The 16,949-nt window shown below is 69.6% G+C and carries 18 protein-coding genes and 4 tRNA genes; 14 read left to right on the forward strand and 8 right to left on the reverse strand.

Annotated features, from left to right (window positions below; all coding sequences use genetic code 11):
- Positions 1-846 (forward strand): N-acetyl-gamma-glutamyl-phosphate reductase (gene argC / locus VGE03_RS10690; protein ID WP_331046461.1); only part of this gene is annotated, 846 nt, incomplete at its 5' end.
- 6 nt (positions 847-852) lie between these two features.
- Here the strand turns inward: argC and VGE03_RS10695 are convergent.
- Together VGE03_RS10695 and phaC are read right to left on the reverse strand one after the other, a co-directional pair.
- Complete coding sequence (locus tag VGE03_RS10695; protein WP_331046462.1) at positions 853-1,236, reverse strand: hypothetical protein; 384 nt, start codon at positions 1,234-1,236, stop codon at positions 853-855.
- The gene (phaC, locus tag VGE03_RS10700) at positions 1,233-3,206 is read right to left on the reverse strand and encodes a class I poly(R)-hydroxyalkanoic acid synthase (RefSeq protein ID WP_331046463.1); all 1,974 of its coding nucleotides are present in this window, start codon (positions 3,204-3,206) and stop codon (positions 1,233-1,235) included. Before phaC ends, VGE03_RS10695 begins: the two co-directional genes overlap by 4 nt.
- A gap of 75 nt (positions 3,207-3,281) precedes the next feature.
- Between phaC and VGE03_RS10705 the strand changes: the two genes are divergently transcribed.
- From VGE03_RS10705 to VGE03_RS10740, 8 genes are all read left to right on the forward strand, one after another.
- Complete coding sequence (locus VGE03_RS10705; protein WP_331046464.1) at positions 3,282-3,737, forward strand: hypothetical protein; 456 nt, start codon at positions 3,282-3,284, stop codon at positions 3,735-3,737.
- Positions 3,738-3,800: 63 nt separating this feature from the next.
- A complete protein-coding gene (glpX, locus tag VGE03_RS10710) occupies positions 3,801-4,760 on the forward strand; it encodes a class II fructose-bisphosphatase (RefSeq protein WP_331046465.1) in 960 nt (319 codons plus the stop codon).
- Entirely contained in the window at positions 4,760-6,562 is a 1,803-nt protein-coding gene (recJ, locus tag VGE03_RS10715; protein WP_331046466.1) for a single-stranded-DNA-specific exonuclease RecJ, read from the forward strand. Before glpX ends, recJ begins: the two co-directional genes overlap by 1 nt.
- 94 nt (positions 6,563-6,656) lie before the next feature.
- Positions 6,657-6,731: transfer RNA gene (locus VGE03_RS10720), tRNA-Glu, on the forward strand.
- 181 nt (positions 6,732-6,912) lie between these two features.
- Positions 6,913-6,987 (forward strand) — tRNA-Glu (locus VGE03_RS10725).
- Positions 6,988-7,206: 219 nt separating this feature from the next.
- Complete coding sequence (locus VGE03_RS10730; RefSeq protein ID WP_331046467.1) at positions 7,207-7,767, forward strand: cold-shock protein; 561 nt, start codon at positions 7,207-7,209, stop codon at positions 7,765-7,767.
- 25 nt (positions 7,768-7,792) lie between these two features.
- Entirely contained in the window at positions 7,793-8,269 is a 477-nt protein-coding gene (locus VGE03_RS10735; protein WP_331046468.1) for a DUF192 domain-containing protein, read from the forward strand.
- Between the two features lie 63 nt (positions 8,270-8,332).
- Positions 8,333-8,409 (forward strand) — tRNA-Pro (locus VGE03_RS10740).
- A gap of 27 nt (positions 8,410-8,436) precedes the next feature.
- On the opposite strand, the gene VGE03_RS10745 is transcribed toward VGE03_RS10740, so the two are convergent.
- Positions 8,437-8,730, reverse strand: a complete 294-nt coding sequence (locus tag VGE03_RS10745) for a hypothetical protein (RefSeq protein ID WP_331046469.1) — start codon at positions 8,728-8,730, stop codon at positions 8,437-8,439.
- 173 nt (positions 8,731-8,903) lie between these two features.
- On the opposite strand from VGE03_RS10745, the gene VGE03_RS10750 reads away from it, so the two are divergent.
- Positions 8,904-9,212, forward strand: coding sequence for an ETC complex I subunit (locus VGE03_RS10750; protein WP_331046470.1), 309 nt, complete (start codon positions 8,904-8,906; stop codon positions 9,210-9,212).
- Positions 9,213-9,408: 196 nt separating this feature from the next.
- Positions 9,409-9,485: transfer RNA gene (locus VGE03_RS10755), tRNA-Arg, on the forward strand.
- 11 nt (positions 9,486-9,496) lie between these two features.
- Here the strand turns inward: VGE03_RS10755 and VGE03_RS10760 are convergent.
- The gene (locus tag VGE03_RS10760; protein ID WP_331046471.1) at positions 9,497-9,826 is read right to left on the reverse strand and encodes a hypothetical protein; all 330 of its coding nucleotides are present in this window, start codon (positions 9,824-9,826) and stop codon (positions 9,497-9,499) included.
- 113 nt (positions 9,827-9,939) lie between these two features.
- On the opposite strand from VGE03_RS10760, the gene VGE03_RS10765 reads away from it, so the two are divergent.
- Positions 9,940-10,599, forward strand: a complete 660-nt coding sequence (locus VGE03_RS10765) for a hypothetical protein (RefSeq protein WP_331046472.1) — start codon at positions 9,940-9,942, stop codon at positions 10,597-10,599.
- A 3-nt stretch (positions 10,600-10,602) separates the two neighbouring features.
- Here the strand turns inward: VGE03_RS10765 and VGE03_RS10770 are convergent, their stop codons facing one another.
- Positions 10,603-11,079, reverse strand: coding sequence for a surface-adhesin E family protein (locus VGE03_RS10770; protein WP_331046473.1), 477 nt, complete (start codon positions 11,077-11,079; stop codon positions 10,603-10,605).
- Between the two features lie 55 nt (positions 11,080-11,134).
- Complete coding sequence (metC, locus tag VGE03_RS10775; RefSeq protein WP_331046474.1) at positions 11,135-12,307, reverse strand: cystathionine beta-lyase; 1,173 nt, start codon at positions 12,305-12,307, stop codon at positions 11,135-11,137.
- An 87-nt stretch (positions 12,308-12,394) separates the two neighbouring features.
- On the opposite strand from metC, the gene VGE03_RS10780 reads away from it, so the two are divergent.
- Positions 12,395-13,501 carry an amino acid ABC transporter substrate-binding protein gene (locus VGE03_RS10780; protein ID WP_331046475.1) on the forward strand — a complete coding sequence of 369 codons (1,107 nt, stop codon included), beginning with the start codon at positions 12,395-12,397 and terminating at the stop codon, positions 13,499-13,501.
- A gap of 31 nt (positions 13,502-13,532) precedes the next feature.
- Positions 13,533-14,846 (forward strand): dicarboxylate/amino acid:cation symporter, encoded by a 1,314-nt coding sequence (locus VGE03_RS10785; protein ID WP_331046476.1) that lies wholly within the window; start codon positions 13,533-13,535, stop codon positions 14,844-14,846.
- Here the strand turns inward: VGE03_RS10785 and sseA are convergent.
- Both sseA and VGE03_RS10795 read right to left on the reverse strand, forming a co-directional pair.
- Positions 14,843-15,676 carry a 3-mercaptopyruvate sulfurtransferase gene (gene sseA, locus VGE03_RS10790; protein WP_331046477.1) on the reverse strand — a complete coding sequence of 278 codons (834 nt, stop codon included), beginning with the start codon at positions 15,674-15,676 and terminating at the stop codon, positions 14,843-14,845. The two genes, VGE03_RS10785 and sseA, sit on opposite strands and share 4 nt — an antisense overlap.
- 21 nt (positions 15,677-15,697) lie before the next feature.
- The gene (locus VGE03_RS10795) at positions 15,698-16,918 is read right to left on the reverse strand and encodes a cyclopropane-fatty-acyl-phospholipid synthase family protein (protein WP_331046478.1); all 1,221 of its coding nucleotides are present in this window, start codon (positions 16,916-16,918) and stop codon (positions 15,698-15,700) included.
- Positions 16,919-16,949 lie beyond the last annotated feature (31 nt).

The following is a 16,949-nucleotide window of genomic DNA, read 5'->3' on the forward strand; positions in this document are numbered from 1 at the left end:
CTGATCCTGCTGGGCGAGCGTCGGCGCGAGGTGGGGGCGCGGCGCGAGGCGCTGAACGGCGCCGACGCGGTGATCCTGTGCCTGCCGGATGACGCCGCGAGGGAAGCCGTGGCGATGATCGAGAACCCCAAGGTGCGGGTGATCGACGCCTCGACCGCGTATCGGGTCGATCCGGACTGGACCTATGGCTTCGCCGAGATGGCGCCGGGCCAGCGCGAGAAGATCGCGAACTCGACGCGGGTGTCGAACCCCGGCTGCTATCCGACCGGCTTCATCGGCCTGGTCCGGCCGCTGGTGTCGGCGGGGATCATCCCGGCGGGCCTGCCGGTGACGGTCAATGCGGTCAGCGGTTATTCCGGCGGCGGCAAGGCGATGATCGCCGAGTTCGAGTCCGGCGAGGCCGAGGCCTATCGCGCCTACGGCCTGACGCTGAAGCACAAGCATGTGCCGGAGATGACCCTGCACACCGGGCTGGAGCGCAAGGTGCTGTTCGCCCCGGCGGTGGGGTCGTATCGGCAGGGGATGCTGGTCGAGGTTCCGCTGCACCTGTCGGTCCTGCCGCGCTCGCCGTCGGTCGAGGTGGTGCACGGGGCGCTGGTCGAGGCCTATGCCGGCCAGCGGTTCGTCGAGGTGGCGTCGCTGGAGGAGACCGAGGCGATGACCGGGATCGATCCGGAAGGCCTGAACGGCACCAACCGGCTGAAGCTGCATGTGTTCGGTGATCGCGGCGGCGAGCAGGTGCGGCTGGTCGCCCTGCTGGACAACCTCGGCAAGGGCGCGTCCGGCGCGGCGGTGCAGAACCTGAACCTGATGCTGGGTCTGGCCGAGGACGCCGAACTGGCCTGACGCCCGTCAGTCGGGTCGGCGCATCGCCTTGATCGCCGACTCGACCGTCACCCCGAACCAGATCGAGGCGATCAGCACCAGCAGGCCGTAGTCGTGGCCCGGCCAGAACACCGGCACGGCGGCGCCGGCGATGACGGCCATGGGGAAGATGCCGGCCCAGACCGCCGTGCCCGGGCTGTCCGGATGGATCATGGGCGGGCGCGGGGCGATCTTCATCATCCGCTGCATCATCGGGTTCAGCAGCACGAACCCGCCCGCGCAGATCACCGCCAGCAGGATGTTGCGCAGGGCCGTGCCCGGCACGCCGAACAGGCTGGCCGTCATCAGGACGAGGGCGAGCGCGAAGGCGGTCGAGATCGCCAGCAGCAGGTTGGGTTCGAAACGCTTCAAGACTTCACTTTCACATAGCTGCCCGGCGCGGGCTCCAGCGGAGCGAGTGGGCCGGTCTTCGGATCGCGGGCGGGGACCCGCGGGCCGGACTTGTCACGGAGCCAGGCGGCCCAGTGGTTCCACCAGCTGCCCGGATGCTCCTCGGCGTCCGCCTGCCACTCGGCGAGGGTGGCGGGCAGGGCGGGGTTGGTCCAGTGCTGGTACTTGTTGGCGACCGGGGCGTTGACCACCCCGGCGATATGGCCGGACCCGGCGAGGGTCAGGGTCACGTCGGCGCCCGAGAAGGCCCGGGCCGAACGATAGACCGAATTCATCGGCGCGATGTGGTCCTCGCGGCTGGCCTGGAAGTAGAGCGGGATGGTCACCTTCGACAGGTCGACGGTGACCCCGCCGATGGTGAAGTCGCCGCCGGTCAGGGCGTTGCGGCCGTACATGGAGCGCAGATAGTCCATGTGCAGGGCCTTGGGCATGCGGGTCTGGTCGGCGTTCCAGAACAGCAGGTCGAAGGCGGGCGGAGCCTTGCCCATCAGATAGTTCGAGACGAAGAACGACCAGATCAGGTCGTTGGCGCGCAGGGCGTTGAAGGTGTCGGCCATGGCCGCGCCGGGCAGGACGCCGCCGGCGGCGTCCATCTGCTGCTCGATCTCGGCCAGCCAGTGCTCGTCGGTGAACAGCAGCAGGTCGCCCGCCTCGGCGAAGTCGTGCTGGGCCGCGAAGAAGGTGGTGGCCGAGATCCGGTCGTCGCCTCTGGCCGCCATATGGGCGAGGGCCGCGCCCATCAGGGTGCCGCCGATGCAGTAGCCGACCGTGTTGACGTGATCGGAGCCGGTCTGTTCCAGCACCTTCTCCACGGCGCGATAGACGCCCTTCTCCAGATAGTCGTCGAAGCCGTAGCCGGCCTTGTCGGTGTCCGGATTGACCCAGGAGCAGACGAAGACGGTGAAGCCCTGGGCCGACAGCCAGCGGATCATCGAGTTCGCCGGCTGCAGGTCCAGAATGTAGAATTTGTTGATCCACGGCGGGAAGATCAGCAGCGGGATGGCGTGCTGGGTCTCCGTCGCGGCGTCGTACTGGAGCAGTTCGAACAGGTCGTCGCGCCAGACCACCTGACCGGGGGCGGTGGCGACATTGACCCCGACCTCGAAGCCGCCGTCGTCGGCCTGGCGGATCTTCAGCTTGCCGCGGCCACGCTCCATGTCGGCGGCGAAATTCTGCATCCCCTTCACCAGCGACTCGCCGTTGGTCTCGGCCAGGGCCTTCAGGGCGACCGGGTTGGAGGCGAGAAAGTTCGACGGCGAGAAGGCGTCGGTCAGCAGCCTGGTGAAGAACTCGGCGCGGCGCTTGGTGCGCGGATCGACGTCATCGACCGAGGCCACGAGGCCGTTCATCCAGTCGGCGGTGACCAGATAGGACTGGCGCATGATGTCGAACATCGGGTTCTCGGACCAGGCCGGGTCCTTGAAGCGCTTGTCACCGATCGGGGCGGCGGGGACGTCCTCGCCGGCGGCGCGGCGGGCGGTGGCGGCCCACAGGTCCATGTATCGGTTGAACAGGTCGGCCTGGGCGCTGAACAGGCGGTCGGGACGCGCGGCCAGGCTGGACATGACCGAGGTCATGGCCGGGCCGACGTTGAACGGATCGGGCGACAGGGCGGCGGGCCGGTCGGCCTGGCTGAGCGCGGCCTCGGCGATGGCGGTCTGGGCGGTCATGGCCGCCTTGGCCAGGTTCAGCGACAGGGTCTCCAGCATCTCGCGCTGTTCGGCGCCGAAGGCGGCGGCGTCCGGGCCGGTTTCGGGCTCGGGTTGAGGATCTGGCTGAGGATCGGGGCGGGCCTCCGCGACGGGCTCGGGATCAGGCGTCGCCGCGGCCTTCGCGGCGCGCGGGCGCGGCGGTTTGGCGGAGGTCGGACGGCCGGCGCGCCGGGGCGCTTTGGGCGTCTCGGTCGGCGGGACGGTCGGACGTCGGGCCATGCTGCGGTTCCTGCTGCGCGTCATTATCGGGGGGAAGGACTCGCGCCGCCCTTCCGCCTGTCATGATCATGGCATATGACCACCGGTGAAATGAACGCGCTGATCCGGAAAAATGCTGCGCTGTGCGTCGTCCTGACGGGCGCGGGCCTGTTGTCCGCCTGCGGGACGGCCTTCTCGCCGCGCACGGACACCACCTCGCCGGTCGCACCGCAGGTGCAGGCCCTCGTGGACGCCAACCGCGAATACCCGCGCTGGGAGGACTTCCCGCGCGCCGCGGCCGCGCCGGACCCGACCGCCATCGCGGTGCAGGTGAACACGCTGAGGGTCAGCGGCGGCGCCCTGGCGGGGGAGGCGGCGCGAATCGACTGGCAGACCAGCGGCGACGCCGCGGCCTTCGCCCGGCAGGTGCAGGAGCGGGTGGCCGCCACCCCGGTGGCCCCGGCCAGCGCGCAAACCCAGGCCGAGATCGAGGCGCGGATGCGCGCCGCCCGCGAACGGGGCCGCGCCCCGCCGCCGATCAACCGACGCTAATCCCCTTACCAAGGATCGCCCGGGCGACAGAATCCGGGGATCATCGCTCACGGAGACCGCCCCATGGCCGACACGGCCCCCTACGCCTCGACCCTCGCGGCTGACGCCGCCCGCGTCACCGAGCTGGCCGCCATCGCCAGCTACGCCCAGATCGGCCGCGGCGACGAGAAGAAGGCCGACCAGCTGGCCGTCGACGCCATGCGCACGGCGCTGAACGCCCTGGATATCGACGGCAAGATCGTCATCGGCGAGGGCGAGCGCGACGAGGCCCCGATGCTGTACATCGGCGAGAAGGTGGGCACCGGGAAGGGCCCGGCCATCGACATCGCCCTGGACCCGCTGGAAGGCACGACGCTGACGGCCAAGGCCATGGCCAACGCCCTGTGCGTGCTGTCGATGTCGCCGGGCGGCGGCATGCTGCACGCGCCGGACACCTATATGGACAAGATCGCGGTCGGCCCGGGCTATCCGGCCGGCACCGTCGACCTGGACTTCACCCCGCAGGACAACGTCCGCAACCTCGCCAAGGCCAAGGGCGTCTCGCCGACCGAGATCACCGTCTGCGTGATGGACCGTCCGCGCCACGCCGAGCTGATCGCGGCCCTGCGCGAGGTCGGCGCCAAGGTGGTTCTGATCACCGACGGCGACGTCGCCGGCGTGATCCACACCGCGGAGCCGGAAACCGGCATCGACCTGTACCTCGGTCAGGGCGGCGCGCCGGAAGGCGTCCTGGCCGCCTCGGCGCTGAAGTGCGTCGGCGGCTTCTTCCAGGGCCGTCTGGTGTTCCGTAACGACGACGAGCGCGAGCGCGCCCGCCGCACCGGCGTGACCGACTTCGATCGCAAGTACGACCTGCACGAGCTGGTCTCGAAGGACGCCATCTTCGCCGCCACCGGCGTGACCAAGGGCGCGATGCTGGACGGCGTCTCGTTCCGCGACGGCTTCGTCACCACCCACACGCTGGTGATGGATTCCTCGACCCGCACCGTGCAGCGCATCCGCACGACGCGTCCGGTCGCCTGATGGCGGACGGCGGGAGCGCATCCGCCTTTCTGGGCGTCTCCCGCTCGCTCTCGGGCCGGGTCTGGCGGCAAAGGCCGGCCGAGCCCGGCGTCACCCGCGCCCATATGCAGGCCCTCGGGCTGGACGAGCCGCTGGCGCGCGCGCTGGCGGCCCGGGGCGTACGCGCCGATCAGGGGCAGGACTTCCTGGCCCCGACGCTGAAGGCCCTGTTCCCGGACCCCTCCAGCTTCACCGACATGGACGCTGCGGCGGCGGCGATCATCGACGCCCTTCAGGCCGGATCATCGATCCATGTCTTCGCCGACTATGACGTGGACGGCGCCTCCAGCGCGGCCCTGCTGGTGCGCTGGTTCCGCGTCATGGGGGCGGAGCTGCCGATCTATGTCCCCGACCGGATCACCGAGGGCTACGGCCCCAGCGCGAAGGCGTTCGACACGCTGAAGGCCTCGGGCGCCGATCTGGTGGTCACCGTGGACTGCGGCGCGGCGGCCAATGAGGCGGTGGCCCACGCCGCCGCCATCGGGCTGAAGGTCGTGGTCATCGACCACCACATGATGCGCGAGGAGCCGCCGCAGTGTCTGGCGGTCGTCAATCCGAACCGGCCGGGCTGCAACTCGGGGCAAGGCAATCTGGCCGCCGCCGGGGTGGTCTTCGTCCTGCTGGCCGCGCTGAACCGCGAGGCGCGGGGCAGGGGACTGTTCGAGGGGCGGGACCAGCCCGACATCCGCCAGTGGCTGGATCTGGCCGCCATGGGCGCCATCTGCGACGTCACCGGCCTGACCGGCTTCAACCGGGCCCTGACCAGCCTCGGGCTTGGCGTCATGTCCAGCTGGAGCAATCCGGGGCTTAAGGCGCTGCTCGCCGCCGCGGGGGCGGAGGAGGGGCCGGCCAAGGTCAATCATGCGGGCTTCATCCTGGGGCCGCGCATCAATGCGGGCGGGCGGATCGGCAAGTCCGACCTCGGCGCCCGCCTGCTGTCCACCGACGATCCCGCCGAGGCCCGCAGCCTCGCGCAGGAGCTGGACGCCCTGAACATCGCCCGGCGCGAGGTGGAGAAACAGGTCACCGATCAGGCCATCCGCCGGGTCGAGGCCACCGGCGCCCATGAGGACGGCTCGGCCGTGGTGGTGATCGAGGGCGAGGACTGGCACCCCGGCGTGGTCGGCATCGTGGCGGGTCGCCTGCGCGAACGCTGGCGCAAGCCGGTGATCGTCATCGGCGTGGATGCCGTGAACGGCATCGGCAAGGGCTCGGGCCGGTCACAGCCGGGCATGAACCTGGGCAAGGCCGTGCAGGCGGCGTGGGAGACGGGCGTGCTGGTCGCCGGCGGCGGCCACGCCATGGCGGCGGGCCTGACGGTCAAGGCCGACCGGATCGGCGAGCTGCGCGATTTCCTGAACGCCCGTCTGGCCGGGGAGCAGGCCGTGGCCGAGGCGCTGGACGCGGTGGAGCTGGACGCCCTGATCGAGCCGCGCGCGGCGACGCGGGCCCTGTTCGAGCAGTTCGAGGCCCTGGCCCCCTTCGGCCCGGCGAACCCCGAGCCCCTGTTCGCCATGGAGCATGTGCAGGTGCGCGAGCCGGTGGCCATGAACGGCGGCCATGTGCGCTGTCGTCTGGTCGGTCCGGACGGCGCCTCGGTGAAGGCCATCGCCTGGCGCTGCGCCGACCTGCCGACCGGTCAGGCCCTGCTGTCGGGGGGTGGCGGTCTGAGCGTCGCGGGTCGCCTGAAGGCGGACGACTGGAACGGCCGTCGCGGCGTGCAATTCGAGATCGAGGACATCGCCGATCCGCGCATGGCCTGACCGGAACGCAGCCGTAACGGCGATCCGGATTTTCTTCGAAAAAGGCGTTGCAGCCGTCCGAGTCGGCGGCTATATCGCCGCTTCCCCGCGCAGCGGTCCCTTCGTCTATCGGTTAGGACGTCAGGTTTTCAACCTGAAAAGAGGGGTTCGATTCCCCTAGGGACTGCCACGCGGGGCTTTCCCACACATCGGAAAATGCAGGGCGCGCGGACGTTTGTTCGCGCCGTTTCGCGTGCGCGGACCGACGCCCGGACGGCCCCGGCGCGCCGTGCGGGCGGATGCGAATTTGCGGTCTGTGGGGGCTTGGCCTGCGGGATGGGCTCGGCTATATCGCCACCTCCCCGCGCAGCGGTCCCTTCGTCTATCGGTTAGGACGTCAGGTTTTCAACCTGAAAAGAGGGGTTCGATTCCCCTAGGGACTGCCACGCGGGGCCTTCCCCACATCGCCGGAAAACGACCCGTTCGGGACGCGCGGACCCGTGTTCGCGGGCACGTTCCGGACCGTGATCGCGCCGTTCACTGGCGTTCGGGTGAACGATCAGAACCACCCAACCTCGAAAAATGGGTGTTTTTCGCTTTTCAGGTGTTCAGAGAACCGTGTTAAATGTGCCGTGTCCGTACGGAGAACGGACAGGGGGAAAGTTGTGTCGGACTACCAGGGCGGGGAGACGGTGATCGCTGTGCGGATCGCCGGAAGGGTGAAGTGGTTTGATCCCGGCAAGGGATATGGCTTCATCGTACCTGACGATCCGAACCTGACCGATCTCAAGGACGTGCTGCTGCACATCTCGAGCCTGCGCGAGAGCGGGCATGAGACCGCCGCGGAAGGCGCGCCGATTTCCTGCGACTGCGTGCGCCGTCCCAAGGGCTGGCAGGTGACCGGGATCGTCGATCTGGGCGAGGGCGATCCGTCCCTGGCCGCCCAGCCGCCGCGCCGCAGCGGCATCGACGCCCTGCGCGCCCGCGGCGAGGCCGAGCCGATCACCTCGGGCGGTCCGCTGGAGCCGGCGATCGTCAAATGGTTCAACCGCACCAAGGGCTACGGATTCGTGGTGCGCGACGGGCAGGCCGGCGATATCTTCGTCCACGTCGAGACGCTTCGGCGCTGCGGGCTGGATGATCTCCTGCCCGGAGAGCCGGTCTCGGTGCGGTTCGCCGATGGCCCCAAGGGGCTGGTGGTCGCTGAAATCAGGATGGGCGGCTAAGGTCTCCGCCCTTTTGCAAGGGCGGATGCGTATGATTCATCGTCGTGGAATACTGGCGGCCGTCACCGGCGCCCTGCTGCTGGCCGGCTGCGCCCTGGGCACGCCCAAGGGCGAGAACGGCGAGCCGATGGAGCCGCTGACCATCACCACCTCGACCGGCGAACACAAATTCATGGTCGAGATCGCCGACGACGACGCCGAGCGCGAGCGCGGCCTGATGGAGCGGCCGCCGCTGGCCGACGACCGGGGCATGCTGTTCGAGTTCACCAATGTGGCCGAGCGCAGCTTCTGGATGCACAACACGCCCAGCCCGCTGGACATCATCTATCTGGACCCGCGCGGCCGGATCGTCTCGATCGTGAAGAACGCCGCCCCGAACAGCGACGCCCTGCTGCCGTCCAACGGCCCGGCCATGGGGGTCCTGGAGCTGCGCGGCGGCCGCGCCGACGAGATCGGCGCCCGGCCCGGCGACAAGGTCACCCACCCCTTCTTCGCCGAATAGCGGCGACATCGCATTCCCGATTGCGGCGACGGGCGGCGCGTGGCAAGACGCGCCGCTCTGGATCGGGGTGTGGCGCAGCCTGGTAGCGCATCTGTTTTGGGAGCAGAGGGTCGGAGGTTCGAATCCTCTCGCCCCGACCAGAGTACCGGCTCTCTTCGGATCGAGCCCTAGAACACCCCCACCGCGCCGTCGGCCCAGATCAGCAGGACCGCGCCCAGCAGCAGGGCGGCGAGGACCAGCCGGCCGATCCGGTCGCGGATCTTCCACGCGGCCAGTTCGAACAGGGCGGCGGCCCCGCCCAGCAGGACGGCGGCGAACAGGAAGTCGGTCGCGGTCCAGTCGACCCCGGCGGTGAACTGCATGGCCACGGCGGGAATCAGCAGGATCACGGGGATCGCGCCCCACAGGAACGGACGCCACACAGGGCTGCGGCGGGCGGGGATGGGCGGGCTGGCGGCCATGGGGCGCTCCGGATCGGTGACGCCCCCTTATGCGCCGGTCCGGTCGCGCGGGCGTGTGGAGATTTGAAGGATTTTCCGCGCAGGCGGCGTCGGCAAGCCCGCTCGCCTTGATCCCGATGCCGAAGACTTCTAGGACGCGGAGACCGGTTTCGGCCGGACGAATGAGGATTCCGATGGCCATCGCCCGCATCTACCGCCCCGCCAAGACCGCCATGCAGTCCGGCAAGGCCAAGTCGAGAGACTGGCGGCTGGAGTTCGAGCCGGCCTCGGCCCGCACCATCGACCCGCTGATGGGCTGGACCTCCTCGTCGGACATGAACGGCCAGGTCCGCCTGACCTTCGACACCAAGGAAGAGGCCGTCGCCTACGCCGAGCGCCACGGCATCGCCTTCCGCCTGCAGGAGCCGCAGGAGGCGCCGGTGATCATCAAGGCCTACGCCGACAATTTCGCCACCTACCGCAAGCAACCCTGGACGCACTGATCGCCGGAGGCGATCAGCGCTTTTTTGTTTGGCCTACCGCCTATCGGCTGCTTGAGGCCATTCCTTTTGGCCTACCGCGCTTCGCGCGACTTGAGGCCATTCCTTTTGGCCTATCGCCTATCGGCTACTTGAGGCGGGTAGCCTCCTCGCCCTTGAGCCGTTCCGGTCTTGCGGGTACGGCCTTGCCATCCCTTCAGCGCCCTTAGCTCAGCTGGATAGAGCACCCGCCTTCTAAGCGGACGGTCGCAGGTTCGAATCCTGCAGGGCGCGCCAGGGTTTCGGCGCTACCGCGTGAGGCGCGGCCCCGGCTTCTGTTCCGTGACATCCCATTCGAACACCTCGCCGGTCGTCTTGCGGACGGCGAACCAGCCCATGTTCGTGCTGCCGCAGAGGTCCTCCCGGCAATGGGCGTAGAGGGCGAGGGGGTAGTATCCGTTCGCCTCGCCCAGAGGTTCGCAGCGCGCGACGTGGCCGGCCGGAAGGCCCCGGAGCGTGGTGACCCTGTCGATGGCGACGGCGCAGGCGGCCTCGGCCCCGGCCACCGGCTGCGGCCGGGCGCATCCGGTCGCGGACAGGGCCAGAAGGGTCAGGCACAGGGCGGGAAATACACGCATTATCTCTCCGAAGGCGCATCCGTTCCCGAGCGTCGGGATCGACTTTGGCGGGAGCCGCGAGATTGCCACTTCCCGGATGCCGTGCAACCGTTCGCCAACTCCTGGAGGGAGGAATGGCGAAGTCGATTTCCGCGCTTGTCTTTGCGGTCGCCCTGACGGCCGCCGCGCCCGTGCGCGCGCAGGAGCCGCTGGATCCCTTCACCGAGTTTACGGCGCTCTGTCTGGAGTGGGACGGCGATCTGGTCGCTGCGGAGGAGCTGGCGAAGGAACGGGGCTATCGTCCGGCGCAGGACCGGGTGGATGAGATCGCCGTGATCCGGCGACAGAACTGGACCACCTTCGCCTGGGTGAAGACCGTCGATGACGTCGAGGTGCAACTGGTGCTGCGGCCGCAGGGCTTCATCGGATCGCCGGGCGGCGCGGAGTCGACCCGCGCCTATCATGATCGCTGCTCGGTGGCGGTCCGTCCAGGGGACCGCGGCCGGCTGCGCGGGCGACTGGCGCGATATCTGCGGCAGGACTCCTTCCGCCAGATGGGCGCGTCCGTGTTCGCATGGACGCTCGGGCCGGAGGGACGGGTCCCGGTCAGGCAGAGCCAGTTTGACCGCGATCTGATCGGCCTGACCAATGACCGCGGTATGCGGATGGCGACGGTGGCCGAGCATCATGGACAGGTGATCCTGTCGCTGTTCGTGCCTGCGCGGATGGATTGCCGGCTGCGCGAGGACTACAGCGAGACAGAGCCCAATATCGTCTGCGGCGAGCCCGGGTAGCGGTCAGGGCTCACCGGCGCTACGGCGGGCCAGTGCGTCGAGGATGCCTTCGTCGATCAGGTCCTGGCTCCAGCCGATGAAGCCCGGCAGGTCGGTGTCCTCGACCGTCCCGAAGTCCCACTGGTCCTCACAGGCGGCGACGAACTGCCGTTCCATCACACTGTTGGGGCCGCCCAGATCCGCCGTGCTGTCGAGATTATAAGCGCGGATGAGGCTGCCGTCGGCGGCGTGCAGTTTAAATGATCCCACGTGGGCGGTGCGGGCGGTGCAGTCGAAACTGTTGTGGGTCATCGCCCACGCGGCGCCCTGCGGCCCCTCGGAATAGACGAGGACCCCGGTGATGGAAGCGGTGTCGCCGTCGCGCCGGACGGAGCCGGCGTCGGCGCCGAAGATAATGTTCCCGCCCATGCCGATCAGCCGCCACTGGCCGGAATCCTGGGGCGGCAGCGCGAGGGCGGCGGCGAGGGCGAGGGTGATCATGAGGGGCTCCGGTTGAATCGCATCTGGCCGCAGGCGCGGGGGTCGGGCAAGCGGGTCAGTCCGTCGAGGCGCGCCACGCCGCCAGACCGACCTCCAGATCGGCGATCAGGTCGGCCGGGTCTTCCAGCCCCACATGCAGGCGCAGCAACTCTCCCGCCAGTTTCGGCGGTGAGGCGCGCATCGACAGCTGCGCCGTCTCGTGGGTGATCAGGCTTTCGAACCCGCCCCAGGAGTAGCCGAGGCCGAACAGGCTGAGGGCCGACATCAGGGCGTGGGCGGCGGCGGTGTCGCCGTCCTTCATGACGACGCCGAAGAGGGAGGCGGCGCCGGTGTAGTCGCGGCTCCACAGGGCGTGGGCGGGACTGCCGGGCAGGGCGGGCCAGATCACGTCGGCGACCTCGGGTCGGGCCTTGAGCCAGTCGGCGACGATGCGGGCCGAGCGGGCCTGTTCGGCATAGCGCAGGGGCAGGGTGCGCAGGCCCCGTAGCGCCAGCCAGGCGTCGTCGGAGGTGACGCGCCAGCCGTAGTCCTCAATCGTCTCGAAGATCGGCTTGCCGACAGTGTCGTCGGCGACGGCGATGGAGCCCATCAGCAGGTCGGAGTGCCCACCCGCGTATTTGGTCAGGGCCTGGACGCTGACGTCGACGCCGTGCGCCAGCGGCTTGAAGGCCAGGCCCGCGCCCCAGGTGTTGTCCATGATCGTCAGCACGCCGCGCGCGCGACAGGCGGCGGCGAGGGCGGGGACGTCCTGCATGTCGAAGGTCAGGGAGCCGGGCGACTCGATCAGCAGCACCTTCGTGCGGTCGGTGAGGGCGGACAGGATGGCGTCGGTCCCGGCCTCGGCGGGGTGGAAGACCGTATCGATCCCGCGCGGGCGCAGGTGACGATGCAGGAAGCGACGGGTGGGGCCGTACAGGGCGTCGGTCGTGACGACCTGATCGCCGGGCTGCAGCAGGGCGGTCAGGGGCACGGTGACGGCGGCGAGGCCGGACGGGACCAGCCAGACGTCCGACGCGCCCTCCAGCTCGGCCAGCGCCGTGCGCAGTTCGCGTCCCGCCGACAGGTCCTCGATGCCGTAGGTCGGGCCGATGGAGCCGTCGCGCATGGCGGCCGGCGAATCGTTCAGCAGGGTCGAGGCCCGCTCGACCGGCGGGGAGACCGGGCGACGACCTGGGGTCCGGCGGGTGGCCCCGGCGATCAGGCGCGTGCGGTCGGAACGGTCGGTCATGGCGGCTCGCGGGGTTGCGGTTCAGGCCTCAAAGGCCTCTAAAAGGGGCGGGGCGCAAGTCTGGCGGACACACTGACGAGGCGCGGGATGCGGACAGGCGGAGTAAAGGTGCGGACGGCGGCGCTGGCCCTGATCGTGACGCTGGCGGTGGCCGCCTGCGGCCGCGGCGGCCGCGAGGACGAGACCGCCGACGACACCGCCGCCCAGACCCCGACCGAAGCCCCCGCCTTCAACAGCCCGACCCTGCAGACGATCAAGCGGCGCGGCCGGCTGAACTGCGGCGTGCACGAGGGGCTGGTCGGCTTCGCCTACACGGACAATCGCGGCCAGTGGCGCGGGTTCGACGCGGACTTCTGCCGGGCGCTGGCCGCCGCGGTGCTGGGCGACGCGGACGCGGTGCGCTTCGTGCCCCTGACGACCAGCCAGCGGTTCGACGCCCTGCGCAGCGGACGGGTCGACGTGCTGTGGCGCGAGACGTCCTGGACCCTGTCGCGCGAGGCGCAGGAGGGCATCCGGTTCGCCGGGATCAACTATTACGACGGGCAGGGCTTCCTGGTGCGCCGGTCGCTGAACCTGTCCAGCGCCGCCGAGCTGAACGGCGCCCGCGTCTGCGTGCAGCAGGCCTCGACCAGCGAGCCGAACGTGGCCGACTGGTTCCGCGCGCGCGGCATCGCCTACACCCCGGTCGTGAAGGCCAATGAGGAGGCCGCCCGCGAGGCCTATGCCCGCGAGGACTGCGACGCCTTCAGCGCCGACATCTCGGCCCTGGCCGCCGCCCGGACCCTGCTGACCAATCCCGAACAGCACGCCATTCTGCCGGACGTGATCTCCAAGGAGCCGCTGGGACCGGCGGTGAAGCGCGGCGACGAGGCGTGGACGTCGATCGTCCGCTGGACCCTGAACGGCCTGATCCTGGCCGAGGAGCTGGGCGTGACCCGCCAGAACGTCGGGACCATGGCCGAGGAATCGCGCGATCCGTCCGTGCGCCGCCTGCTGGGCGCCGAGGGCGACCTGGGCCCCATGCTGGGCCTGTCGAAGGACTGGATGAAGGACGCCATTGAGGCCGAGGGAAACTACGGCGAGATCTTCGCCCGCAATGTCGGGGCGGATTCGCCTCTCGACCTCGCGCGCGGGCTCAATGCACAATGGAGCCAACGGCCTGCCGGCTTGATCTACGGCCTGCCGATCCGATAACCACGCGGCTCGCAAGCCGGGGGACCTCTGCATGACAACGACCAAAAAGGGCGGGATCGCGCTCCACTGGCTGATGCTGATCGGCTTCATCGTCGGTCTGGGCGGCGGCCTGTGGGCCAACTTCACGATTCATCCGGCGGCGGAGTGGTGGCCCATCGTGGTCGCCGGAACGGTCGGCCAGATCTTCCTGAAGCTGCTCTTCATGATGGTCATCCCCCTGCTGTTCTCGGCCCTCGTGGTCGGAGTGGCCGAGATGGGCGACCTGAAATCGCTGGGGCGCGCGGGCATCAAGACCCTGCTGCTGACCATCATCGTGTCGGGCATCGCGGTCGTGATCGGCCTGGGCATGGTCAACTACTTCCGCCCCGGCGACGGGGTGCCGCCCGATCTGGCCCAGCAACTGCTGGCCCAGGGCGCGCAGGGGACCAGCGAGATCGTCGAGAAGGCCCAGGGCGGCGTCCAGTTCGACCAGTTCTTCCTGGACCTGATTCCCTCGAACGTCGTGACCGCGGCGGCCGAGAACCAGATCCTGCCGGTGATGATCTTCGCCCTGTTCTTCGGGATCGGCCTGGTCATGGCCAAGTCGCCCCAGACCGACGGCCTGCAGCGCACCATCGAGGGCCTGCTGGAAGTCACGATGAAGCTGATCAACCTCTTCATCAAACTGGCCCCCATCGCGATCGCCTGCCTGATGTTCAAGCTGGCCGCCGTGTTCGGCTGGGACCTGCTGGCCCGCCTGGCCGCCTATGTCGGCGTCGCCGTGGGCGCGATGGCGATCCACATGTTCGTGGTCTATCCGCTGGTCGTCTGGATCGGCGGCGGGATGAACCCGTTCAAATTCTTCCGCGGCATCCGCGAGCCGATGGTGGTGGCCTTCTCGACCGCCTCGTCCAACGCCTCCCTGCCGGTGTCGCTGAAGGCCGCCGACGAGCAACTGGGCCTGCCGCGCAAGATCGCCCGCTTTGTCCTGACCGTCGGCGCCACCGCCAACCAGAACGGCACCGCCCTGTTCGAGGGCGTGACAGTGCTGTTCCTGGCCCAGTTCTTCGGCGTCGAGCTGAGCCTGACCCAGCAGATCGTGGTCATGCTGGTCTGTATCCTGGGCGGGGTCGGCACCGCCGGCGTGCCGGCCGGTTCGCTGCCGGTCGTCGCCATGATCCTGGCCATGGTCCATGTGCCGGTCGAGGGCATCGGCCTGATCCTGGGCGTGGATCGCTTCCTGGACATGTGCCGCACCACGCTGAACGTCACCGGCGATCTGGTGCTGACCACGGTCGTGGCCCGCGGCGAAAGCGACGACGCGATCCCGGACGGGACCCGCGAGCCGACGACGCTGGGGGCCTAGGCTCCGGTCACCACGGGGCCGCCCTGCGGCGCGCCCCATTCGGCCCAGCTGCCGTCATAGAGGCGTGACGGACGGCCCAGCTCATGCAGGCCGAGCGTCAGGATGGCGGCGGTGACGCCGGACCCGCAGGTGGTGATCACCGGGCGATCCGGGTCCACCCCGGCGTCAGTGAAGGCCGCCGCCAGCGCCTCGCCGCGCTTCATCGTGCCGTCGGGGTTCAGCAGCGAGCCGTAGGGCAGGTTCACCGCGCCCGGCATATGGCCGGGACGGACGCCGGGCCGGGGCTCCGCGGCCTCGCCCCGGAAACGGGCGGCGCCGCGGGCGTCGACCACCTGATCGCCCGCCTCGAGCGCGTCGCTGACCTGCGTCAGGTCCGCGACGGCGGCGCCGTCGAAGCGGGGGTTGAAGACCTCGAAGGCCGGGCGGTCGGGAATCCCGGTCTCCATCGGAAGACCGAGCGCCGACCAGGCGGGCAGGCCGCCGTCCAGCACGCGCACGTCGCGCGCGCCCATGATCCTCAGCATCCACCAGACCCGCGCCGCCGAAAACAGGCCCGCGGTGTCGTAGACGACGATCCGGTCGCGATCCGACAGGCCCAGCACCCCCGCCGACGCGGCGAAGGCGGCGGGCGACGGCAGGGTGTGGGGCAGGGGGCTGTCGCCATCCGACACCGCGTCCAGATCGAGGAAGACCGCGCCGGGAATACGCTGGTCGGCGAAGTCGGCGCGGGCGTCGTGCCCGTCCAGATGCCAGCTGGCGTCCACGATGCGGAGATCGGGCTCGCCCAGACGGTCGGCGAGATCGGCGGCGGAGATCAGGGCGGAGGTCATGGCGTCGGTATGCGCCGGGGCTCAGGTCTTCGCCAGCGCCAGCTGCACCACATCGGTCCGGCGCGAGCGGAAGCCGGCCTCGCAATAGGCCAGGTAGAAGCGCCACAGGCGACGGAAGCGCTCGTCGAAGCCCGCCATCCGGCTGATCTCGGGCCAGGCCGACTGGAACCGCTCATCCCAGAGCTTCAGGGTGTCCGCATAGTCGACGCCGAACCGTTCGATGGCGTCCCACGCCAGACCGGCGCGATCGATGACCGGCCTCAGCCTGTCCTCGGACGGCAGCATGCCGCCCGGGAAGACGTATTTCTGGATGAAGTCGGTGCGCCGGTTGTACTCGGCGAACAGGGCGTCCTGGATGGTGATGATCTGCAGGCCCGCGCGCCCGCCGGGGGCGAGCACCTCGTGGATCTTGTCGAAGTAGGCGGGCCAGTATTCCTGACCGACGGCTTCGAACATCTCGATGGAGGCGACCCGGTCGAACTGGCCGCGGACGTCGCGGTAGTCGACCAGCTGGATGTCGGCCTTTTCCGACAAGCCCGCATTGAACAGGCGCTGTTTCGCGAAGTCGTACTGTTGCTGCGAGATCGTGATGCCGGTGACCTTCGCCCCGACCTCCTTCGCCGCGAACTCGGCGAAGCCGCCCCAGCCGCAGCCGATCTCGAGCACGCTGTGACCCGGTTCCAGGTCCATCAGGCGGGCCAGTGACGCGTACTTCTCGCGCTGGGCCGCCTCCAGCGGCATGTCGGGCGTGGCGAAACGCGCCGACGAATAGGTCATCGAGGGATCCAGCCAGCGGCTGTAGAAGTCATTCCCCAGATCGTAGTGGGCGTGGATGTTCTTCTTCGAGCCCGAGCGGCTGTTGCGGTTCATCCGGTGGGCCAGCCAGTTGACGGCCAGCATCACCGGATTGCCGTCGAACAGGCGGCGGATGTTGTCGTAGTTCTGCGCCAGAACCTCGAGCAGCGGCGCCAGATGCGGCGTCTCCCACTCGCCGGCCATGTAGCCTTCGGCGAAGCCGATGTCCCCGCTGGCCAGCACCCGGCGGGCGAAGCGGTAGTCGCGGATATCCAGCACGGCTGACGGGCCGGGCTCCTGGCCCTCCAGTCGGTGTGTCTGGCCATTGGGCAGGAGGACGGTCAGGCGACCGTAGGTCCAGTTGGCGGACAGCAGGCGCAGCAGCAGCGCAACCCCGCGCGGGGTGCGGGTCCGGGCCTCATGTCGCTCGGCGGTGACCGACGTCATGCGGGATGATGTGGGGAAGCCGCCCCCCGGG

Source organism: Brevundimonas sp., from assembly GCF_036400995.1.
GTDB lineage: Bacteria > Pseudomonadota > Alphaproteobacteria > Caulobacterales > Caulobacteraceae > Brevundimonas.

Coding starts and splice junctions, on each gene's coding strand:
- metC (WP_331046474.1), bottom strand. CDS start 12,307: ATGACCGACCGTTCCGACCGCACGCGCCTGATCGCCGGGGCCACCCGC.
- recJ (WP_331046466.1), top strand. CDS start 4,760: ATGGCGGACGGCGGGAGCGCATCCGCCTTTCTGGGCGTCTCCCGCTCG.
- glpX (WP_331046465.1), top strand. CDS start 3,801: ATGGCCGACACGGCCCCCTACGCCTCGACCCTCGCGGCTGACGCCGCC.
- sseA (WP_331046477.1), bottom strand. CDS start 15,676: ATGACCTCCGCCCTGATCTCCGCCGCCGATCTCGCCGACCGTCTGGGC.
- VGE03_RS10795 (WP_331046478.1), bottom strand. CDS start 16,918: ATGACGTCGGTCACCGCCGAGCGACATGAGGCCCGGACCCGCACCCCG.
- VGE03_RS10780 (WP_331046475.1), top strand. CDS start 12,395: ATGCGGACAGGCGGAGTAAAGGTGCGGACGGCGGCGCTGGCCCTGATC.
- VGE03_RS10770 (WP_331046473.1), bottom strand. CDS start 11,079: ATGATCACCCTCGCCCTCGCCGCCGCCCTCGCGCTGCCGCCCCAGGAT.
- phaC (WP_331046463.1), bottom strand. CDS start 3,206: ATGGCCCGACGTCCGACCGTCCCGCCGACCGAGACGCCCAAAGCGCCC.
- VGE03_RS10735 (WP_331046468.1), top strand. CDS start 7,793: ATGCGTATGATTCATCGTCGTGGAATACTGGCGGCCGTCACCGGCGCC.
- VGE03_RS10760 (WP_331046471.1), bottom strand. CDS start 9,826: ATGCGTGTATTTCCCGCCCTGTGCCTGACCCTTCTGGCCCTGTCCGCG.
- VGE03_RS10785 (WP_331046476.1), top strand. CDS start 13,533: ATGACAACGACCAAAAAGGGCGGGATCGCGCTCCACTGGCTGATGCTG.
- VGE03_RS10765 (WP_331046472.1), top strand. CDS start 9,940: ATGGCGAAGTCGATTTCCGCGCTTGTCTTTGCGGTCGCCCTGACGGCC.
- VGE03_RS10750 (WP_331046470.1), top strand. CDS start 8,904: ATGGCCATCGCCCGCATCTACCGCCCCGCCAAGACCGCCATGCAGTCC.
- VGE03_RS10705 (WP_331046464.1), top strand. CDS start 3,282: ATGACCACCGGTGAAATGAACGCGCTGATCCGGAAAAATGCTGCGCTG.
- VGE03_RS10745 (WP_331046469.1), bottom strand. CDS start 8,730: ATGGCCGCCAGCCCGCCCATCCCCGCCCGCCGCAGCCCTGTGTGGCGT.